6 protein-coding genes and 2 tRNA genes are annotated in these 8,095 nt (G+C 67.2%); 5 read left to right on the top strand and 3 right to left on the bottom strand.

The window, feature by feature from the left end; all coding sequences use genetic code 11:
• Positions 1-587 precede the first annotated feature (587 nt).
• The 4 genes from lon (at position 588) to AC07NS_RS20780 (ending at position 4,047) form a co-directional block, all read left to right on the top strand.
• Positions 588-2,987, top strand: coding sequence for an endopeptidase La (gene lon, locus AC07NS_RS20795; RefSeq protein ID WP_494606285.1), 2,400 nt, complete (start codon positions 588-590; stop codon positions 2,985-2,987).
• Positions 2,988-3,133: 146 nt separating this feature from the next.
• The gene (locus AC07NS_RS20790; RefSeq protein WP_110117750.1) at positions 3,134-3,412 is read left to right on the top strand and encodes an HU family DNA-binding protein; all 279 of its coding nucleotides are present in this window, start codon (positions 3,134-3,136) and stop codon (positions 3,410-3,412) included.
• A 105-nt stretch (positions 3,413-3,517) separates the two neighbouring features.
• A tRNA-Val gene (locus AC07NS_RS20785) sits at positions 3,518-3,592 on the top strand.
• 86 nt (positions 3,593-3,678) lie between these two features.
• Positions 3,679-4,047: a GFA family protein gene (locus tag AC07NS_RS20780; RefSeq protein ID WP_494606283.1), complete on the top strand. Its 369-nt coding sequence runs from the start codon at positions 3,679-3,681 to the stop codon at positions 4,045-4,047.
• A 7-nt stretch (positions 4,048-4,054) separates the two neighbouring features.
• Here AC07NS_RS20780 and AC07NS_RS20775 read toward each other — a convergent pair whose 3' ends face one another.
• Positions 4,055-5,305 (bottom strand): nucleotide disphospho-sugar-binding domain-containing protein, encoded by a 1,251-nt coding sequence (locus AC07NS_RS20775; RefSeq protein WP_494606281.1) that lies wholly within the window; start codon positions 5,303-5,305, stop codon positions 4,055-4,057.
• A 202-nt stretch (positions 5,306-5,507) separates the two neighbouring features.
• Between AC07NS_RS20775 and AC07NS_RS20770 the strand changes: the two genes are divergently transcribed.
• A complete protein-coding gene (locus tag AC07NS_RS20770; RefSeq protein WP_494606302.1) occupies positions 5,508-6,713 on the top strand; it encodes a glycosyltransferase family 4 protein in 1,206 nt (401 codons plus the stop codon).
• Between the two features lie 7 nt (positions 6,714-6,720).
• Here the strand turns inward: AC07NS_RS20770 and AC07NS_RS20765 are convergent, their stop codons facing one another.
• Positions 6,721-7,734, bottom strand: a complete 1,014-nt coding sequence (locus tag AC07NS_RS20765; protein ID WP_494606279.1) for an LLM class flavin-dependent oxidoreductase — start codon at positions 7,732-7,734, stop codon at positions 6,721-6,723.
• Positions 7,735-7,872: 138 nt separating this feature from the next.
• A tRNA-Asp gene (locus AC07NS_RS20760) sits at positions 7,873-7,949 on the bottom strand.
• Positions 7,950-8,095: the final 146 nt, after the last annotated feature.

The following is an 8,095-nucleotide window of genomic DNA, read 5'->3' as shown; positions in this document are numbered from 1 at the left end:
CGGAGCGGTCAGACGAAGCCGAAACGCTAAAACACATCACGGTCTCCGGGCTCCGCCCGGCCGCTCCGCGCCTCCCCACCAACTTTCGTGAGTTTTCACGGGAGTGCGAGAAGCCGTGTCCAAGCATCAAGGAACCTCCCCCTGTGGGGGAGGCGGCCGAAGGCCGGTGGGGGGGACGGTTTCAGCCGCCGCCACGCTGGCCGTCCTCGCAAAAACACCCCCCACCGATCGCTGCGCGATCGCCTCCCCCACGGGGGGAGGTTCCTTTCTTCTCCCGCAAGGGAGAAGGATCGCGCTCTACCGCACCGCGGCGAAGAAACGATCTGCCGCTGCGTCAGCGGCCAAGTCGTCGAAATCCCCACGGCCAAGCCCGCCCCGAGACCAAAATATCCAGCGTCACCACCAATGCGCGACTCGTCGCCGCTGGCGGGCGAGCACGCTTGAACCGCGTCGCAAAAGGTCCACATAAATAACGACCATCCGCCCAGTCCCGGGCGGACGGACTGTACGACTCAGGCGCATCGTCTGAAGTGACGGCAGTCCGCATGGCGAGGCGCGGGGTTCACGCGCCGGCCGGGAGTGAAAATATGTCTGAGATCCGTACGCTTCCTGTGTTGCCCCTGCGGGATATCGTTGTGTTCCCGCACATGGTGGTTCCGCTGTTCGTCGGGCGCGACAAATCCGTCCGCGCCCTCGAGGAAGTGATGCGCGGCGACAAGCAGATCCTGCTCGTCACCCAAAAGAACAGCGCCGACGATGATCCGGCCCCGGCCGACATCTACGAAGTCGGCGTGCTGGCCACCGTGCTGCAACTGCTGAAACTGCCCGACGGCACCGTCAAGGTGCTGGTCGAGGGCAAGGGGCGCGCCGCCGTCGTGCGCTTCACCGAGCAGGAGGCCTATTACGAGGCCCAGGTCGGCGAAGTCAGCGAAGACCAGGGCGCCGGTCCCGAGGCCGAGGCGCTGTCTCGCGCCGTCGTCGAGCAGTTCGAGAACTACGTCAAACTGAACAAGAAGGTGCCGCCCGAGGCCCTGGCGTCGATCCCGCAGATCGCCGAGCCGGGCAAGCTGGCCGACAGCATCGCCGCTCACCTATCGGTGAAGATCGGCGACAAGCAGCACCTGCTGGAAATTTTCGACGTCACCAAGCGCCTGGAGAAGGTCTTCGCCCTCATGGAAGGCGAGATCTCGGTGCTGCAGGTCGAGAAGAAGATCCGCTCGCGCGTGAAGCGCCAGATGGAGAAGACCCAGCGCGAATATTATCTGAACGAGCAGATGAAGGCGATCCAGCGCGAGCTGGGCGACCCCGACGATCAGCGCGACGAGCTGATCGAGCTCGAGAAGCGCATCAAGAAGACCAAGCTTTCGAAGGAAGCCCGGGCCAAGGCCGAGGGCGAGCTGAAGAAGCTGCGCAACATGAGCCCGATGTCGGCCGAGAGCACGGTGGTCCGGAACTATCTGGACTGGCTGCTGTCGATCCCGTGGGGCAAGGCCAAGACCAAGAAGATCGACCTGGGCGAGAGCGAGGAGATCCTCGACGCCGACCACTACGGTCTGGAGAAGGTCAAGGAGCGGATCCTGGAGTACCTGGCCGTACAGGCCCGGACCAATTCGCTGAAGGGCCCGATCCTCTGCCTCGTCGGTCCTCCCGGCGTCGGCAAGACCTCGCTGGGCAAGTCGATCGCCAAGGCGACGGGTCGCGAGTTCGTGCGCATGAGCCTCGGCGGCGTGCGTGACGAGGCCGAGATCCGCGGTCACCGCCGCACCTATATCGGCTCGATGCCCGGCAAGGTCGTCCAGTCGATGAAGAAGGCCAAGACCACCAACGCCTTCGTCCTGCTCGACGAAATCGACAAGATGGGCAGCGACTATCGCGGCGATCCGGCCTCGGCCCTGCTGGAAGTTCTGGACCCGTCGCAGAACTCGACCTTCGGCGACCACTACCTGGAGGTCGACTACGACCTGAGCCAGGTGATGTTCGTCACCACGGCCAACAGCCTGAACATGCCCCAGCCGCTGCTGGACCGCATGGAGATCATCCGCATCCCCGGCTACACCGAGGATGAGAAGCTGGAGATCGCCAAGCGCCACGTGCTGCCGAAGCTCGCCAAGGACCACGGCCTGAAGGACAGCGAGTTCGTCGTCCCGGAAAAGGCGATCCGCGACCTGATCCGCTACTACACCCGGGAAGCCGGCGTGCGGTCGCTGGAGCGGGAACTGGGCGCCCTGGCCCGCAAGACGGTGCGTGACCTGGCCCGCGAGAAGCTGTCCAGCATCACGATCGATGACGAGCGTCTGGCCAAGTACGCCGGCGTCAAGAAGTACCGCTACGGCGAGACCGACGAAGTCGATCAGGTCGGCATCGTCACCGGTCTGGCCTGGACGGAGTTCGGCGGCGACATCCTCACGATCGAAGCCGTGAAGATGCCGGGCAAGGGTCGCATGTCGATCACCGGCAACCTCAAGGACGTGATGAAGGAGTCGATCTCGGCGGCCAACAGCTACGTCCGCTCGCGGGCGCTGCAGTTCGGCATCAAGCCGCCGGTGTTCGAGAAGACCGACGTCCACATCCACGTGCCGGACGGCGCCACGCCCAAGGACGGTCCGTCGGCCGGTATCGCCATGGCTCTGGTCATGGTCTCGGTGCTGACCGGCATCCCGATCCGCAAGGACATCGCCATGACCGGCGAGATCACCCTGCGCGGCCGGGTGACCGCCATCGGCGGCCTCAAGGAGAAGCTGCTGGCGGCCCTGCGGTCGGGCGTGAAGACGGTGCTGATCCCGCAGGAAAACGAGAAGGATCTCGTCGACGTGCCGGAATCCGTGAAGGCCGGTCTCGAGATCATTCCGGTCTCGACGGTCGACGAAGTGCTCAAGCACGCCCTCACCGGACCCCTGACTCCGGTCGAGTGGAGCGAATCGGCGGAGCCCCTGACGGGCCCGGCGAAGGGCGACGAAGCCGGAGACGACGCGGTTCTCACGCACTAACAGTAACTTATTGTTGATAACTGGGGCGGCGCGGGAATTTTCCGCGCCGCCTTCGTTTGACGGGGCAAGCGTTCCCCGCATACTTCCCGGCGAGCGAAGCGGCGTAAGCTGTTGCAGCGCCGCCGCTTATTGGCTGGGAGATAAAAATGACCACAAAAGCCGAACTCGTCACGGCGATCGCCGAAAAGGCGGGCATCAACAAGAACCAGGCGAAGGACGCCCTGGAAGCTTTCATCGACACCGTCACCGCTTCGCTGAAGTCGGGCTCGGACGTGCGTCTGGTGGGCTTCGGCACCTTCAAGGCCGTGACCCGCGCCGCGGGCACCGCGCGCAACCCGCGCACCGGTGAAACCGTCGAGCGTCCGGCCTCCAAGACCGCCCGCTTCCAGGTCGGTGAAGGCCTGAAGACCACCCTGAACGGCTAATCCCGTTTTCGGTCTTCAAAGGGGCGGGGCGTTCCCAAGACGTCCCGCCCTTTTTCATGCGTGCTTCCCAGACCGCCATTCGGCGGCTAGAAGCGCGGACCCTGCGGGCGGTTAGCTCAGCGGTAGAGCGTCTCGTTTACACCGAGAGGGTCGGGGGTTCGATCCCCTCACCGCCCACCAGGATCTTGAATGGACTGCTGACACCAGGCTGTCAGTGGACCTTCGGCAGTCTCCCAGGCGTTCCGACGCCGAAAAGGGAGACCGTCATGCCCGTCAAGGGAAGCTGCCACTGCGGCGCCACGCAGTTCGAGGTCGAGACCGCACCGACCGAGATCACCGAGTGCAATTGCTCGATCTGCTCCAAGCGGGGGACCCTGGCGGCCTACTACACGCCCGCCACCTTCAAGCTGCTGACCGCCCGCGACCGGGTCTCGACCTACCAGTTCGGTCATTACCTCGGCTCGCATCACCACTGCGCCATCTGCGGCTGCGGGACCTACAGCGAGTTTCCGGACTTCAGCACCGGCAAGCCGGACTACGACCAGCCGCGCGTCTGCATCAACGCCCGCCTGCTCGACGACTTCGATCCCGCGCCCGTGCCGCGCCGCTACGTCAACGGCCGCGACGACTGGTAGGCGCGCTCTAGATCAGGGCCTCCAGCGCCTGGGCGGCGCCGCGTCCCTTGGCATCGGCGGCGATCTGATCGCCCAGGGCTTTGGCGGCCTCGCGCCAGGCCGGCTCGTCCAGCAGTCGCGTCAGGGCCTGGCCGATCTTCTCCGACGTTGCATCCGGCGCCAGGGTGATCGCCGCGCCTCGGTGGGCGGCGCGCATGGCGTTGTCGTTCTGGTCGCGGCCCATGGGCAGGCACAGTAGGGGAACGCCCTCCATCAGCGGCCGCAGGGTCGAGCCGTGGCCGGCGTGGGTCACGAAGGCGGCGGCGTCCTTCAGCAGCGCGCCATGCGGGGCGCTGCGTACGACCTTCACATTGGCCGGGGCCTCGAACTCTGCGGGATCCAAGGTCGGGCCGGTCGTGACCAGGGCGCGGACGGGCAGGGCGGAAAGGGCGGCCAGCACGTTGCGAAGCGCTGTCTCCTGCGCCTGGTAAAGGCTCGAGAACGACACCAGCACCAACGGCGCTTCGCCTTCGGGAAGTTCGACGCGCTCCACCCAGGCAGGATCGGCCAGGTAAGGGCCGACATGGGCGAACGGGGCGGGCAGGGGATCGGGCGCGAAGTCGAAGGCCGGGCTGGTCGCCAGCAGGATGGCGTCGGCGGCGTCGTACTGCTCGAAGAGATCGGCTAGCGCGGGCAGGCCATACTCGGCCCGGGCGGCGTTCAGCGCCGGCAGGCCCGATTGGAAAAGACCCCGCGCCATCTGAGCGACCATCGCATGCATGGCCCGCTCCTGGTCGTCGGCCGCCGGAGCCATGCCCGCGCCGAATGGCGGTGCGCCGGGCAGGTTGGGCAGCGACCAGACATTGGCGGCCAACAGGGCGAGCTTCGCGCCCCGCGCCTGGGCGGCGACCATGGCGCCGAGCAGCAGCTCCTGGCTCACGATCTCGTCGGCGGGGAAGGCGTCCAGCGCCTCCAGCACGTCGTGGGCGTAAGCTCCGGCCGGGCCGGTCATCACCCGGTCGAGCAGGCGCTCGATGACCGCCATCGGATTGTCGGCCTCGAAATCGCGCAGCCGGTCGTCCTCGCGGGACTTGCCGGTCTGGAACGGCGCGGTCGTCCAAGGGCGGAACGGTACCGACAGGGCAGCGGCGTCGGCGGCGTTGGCCGGATCGCTGATCGCCAGCACCTCATGACCGCGCGCGGCCAGGTCGGCGGCGACCATCAGCAGAGGCTGGACGTGGCCGCCGCCCTCCCAGGTCGTGAACAGAAACCGCGCCATGATCCTCGCCCCCTACGCAACCTAGCGAACGGTCTCGTATCAGATGTTTTTGCGCCTGGCGCGGGCACGACGTAGGGTGGCGCGCGAGCCGCTGGACAGCGGCCAAGCTTCGGGGGAACCTCCCGTCGCTGAGCACCTTAATCGCTTGGCGGCCGCGTAAGACGGCCCCGCTGCAGCAGCGAGGTACGGCGTGATCGATCTTCTGCCCACTTCTCCGCCGAGCCCTGAAGCCGGCGCGCCGCAGATTCGATCCGCCTCAGGTCGGCCCGCCCGTTTGATCGATACGACAATGCTTTACGCGCCGCGCAGCGGCGGCGTGCGCCGATATCTCAATGCAAAACGCGCGTGGCTGGCCGCCAATCGGCCGAGCGTGCGCCACACCCTGGTCGTGCCCGGGCCGCGCGACGCCCATGACGGCCACGGCCGCGTGTCGATCTATGCCGCGCCCCTGCCGTTCGGCGACGGCTATCGCTGGCCCATCGGCAAGACCAGCTGGATGGAGCGCCTGATTCGTCAGCGGCCCGACATCATCGAGGCCGGCGACCCCTACACCCCGGGCCTGGCGGCGCTGAAGGCGGGCGACGCCATGGGCGTGCCGGTCGTCGGATTCTGCCACACCGATCTCGGCGCCCTGGCGGCCCTGCATATCGGTGAGTGGGCCGAAAAGCCGGTCCAGAAGCGCTGGGCGGCGATCTATCGCCAGTTCGACCAGGTCGTGGCGCCCAGCCACTTCATCGCCGGCCGGCTGGTTGAGGCGGGGGTTCGAGACGCCATCGGCCTGCCGCTGGGCGTCGACGTCGACACCTTCCACCCGGCGCGCGGCGATCGCGCGGCCCTGCGCCGGCGCCTGGGCCTGACCGACCGCCATCGCATCCTCGTCTTCGCCGGCCGTCCGGCGCGGGAAAAGAAGCTCGATGTTCTGGTCGACGCCGTCGAGAAGCTGGGCGAGCCCTATGTCCTGCTGCTGGTCGGCGCCGGGGCGGGCGCGCGGCCCAGCGATCGGGTGATCTCGATGGACTATCAGCGCGACCCCGAGGCGCTGGCCGCCATCCTGGCCGGCTGCGACGCCTTCGTGCACGCCAACGACAACGAGCCCTTCGGCCTGATCGTGCTGGAAGCCATGGCCTGCGGCCTGCCGGTCATCGGCGTCGACGCCGGCGGCGTGGCCGAAAGCGTCGATGAAGCCGTGGGCATGCTGGCCTCGGCTTCGGAAGGCGGGGTCTTCGCTGAGGCGATCGAAGCTCTGTTCGCTCGCGACGTCGCCGCCCTGGGCCGCGCCGCGCGCCTGCGGGCCGAGGCCCGGCATGGCTGGACACCGGTGTTCGAGCGCCTGACCGGAATCTACGGCCGCCTCACCGGCTCGCGGGCGTTCGTCGGCGAAGCGGCGGAAGCCGCCGCCTCGCACTAGTAAAGCGTCAGGCGGCCTGGCGCAGTTCGCCGCGCAGGCCCGCCAGGATCTCGTAGCTGCGCAGTCGCGCGGCGTGGTCGAAGATCTGCGAGGCGGCCATCACCTCGTCGGCGCCGGTGGCGGCGATCACCGCCTTGACCTTGGCGGCGACGGTTTGCGGCGAGCCGATCGCCGAATAGCGGAACGTATGATCCAGGCCCGCCAGTTCGTGCGGCGCGGCGATGGCGGTGATGTCGTCGACGGGCGGCGGCAGCAGGCCGGGCCGGCCTCGGCGCAGGGCCAGGAACTGCTGCTGGGTCGAGGTGAATAGGCGACGCGCCTCCTCGTCGGTGTCGGCCGCGCACACCCCGATGCAGATCATGAAGTAGGGCTTGTCCAGCTGTTCGGACGGCCGGAAGCCGCGGCGATAAACCTCGATCGCCTCCATCAACTGGTCTGGCGCGAAGTGTGCCGCGAAGGCATAGGGCAGGCCCAGCGCCGCGGCCAGTTGCGCGCCATAGGTGCTGGAGCCCAGCAGCCACATCGGCACGTCCTGTCCTTCGCCTGGCACGGCGCGCACAGACTGGTCTTCCGAGGCCGGCTTGAACCACTGCTGCAGCTCGACGACGGCCTCGGCGAAGCGATCGACCCCGCCCATGTAGCGGCGAAGCGCCCGCATGGTGGCCTGGTCGGTGCCCGGCGCGCGGCCCAGGCCCAGATCGATTCTGCCCGGATGCAGGGCCGCCAGCGTGCCGAAAGCCTCGGCGACCATCAGCGGCGCGTGGTTCGGCAGCATGATTCCGCCCGACCCGACTCGAATCTTCGAGGTTCCGGCGGCCACATGACCGATCACCACGGTTGTAGCGGCGCTGGCGATGCCGGGCATGTTGTGGTGCTCGGCCAGCCAAAACCTGTGGAAACCTAGAGACTCGGCATGACGCGCGAGGTCCAAAGTATTGGCCAAGGCTTTACTGACCGATGTTCCTTGAGGAACCGGCGACAGATCCAGGACGGAAAGCGGGAGATCGGCGGGCTGAGTCATGTCCGCTAGATCGGGATGCGACCGCTCGGTAACAACCGTCCGCGGACACAATTTGTCGCAGTCGGAGTGGCGAACGCGCACGCAAGCGGCAGCACAAGGCGCTTGTCTGGGCAGTTCAAAAAATGGGGGAGGGGAAAGTGGCGCGAATGACGGGGCTCGAACCCGCGACCTCCGGCGTGACAGGCCGGCGCTCTAACCAACTGAGCTACATCCGCGTCGCGTAAGGCCGTAAAACCCTACGAAGCGCTCGCTTTTACCTCGGATCGCTACCTTCTTAAAGGAAGGTGGCGCGAATGACGGGGCTCGAACCCGCGACCTCCGGCGTGACAGGCCGGCGCTCTAACCAACTGAGCTACATCCG

The sequence above is a fragment of the Caulobacter sp. GW821-FHT10A10 genome (genome assembly GCF_059415745.1).
This window is presented reverse-complemented; position numbering and strand designations above follow the sequence as displayed.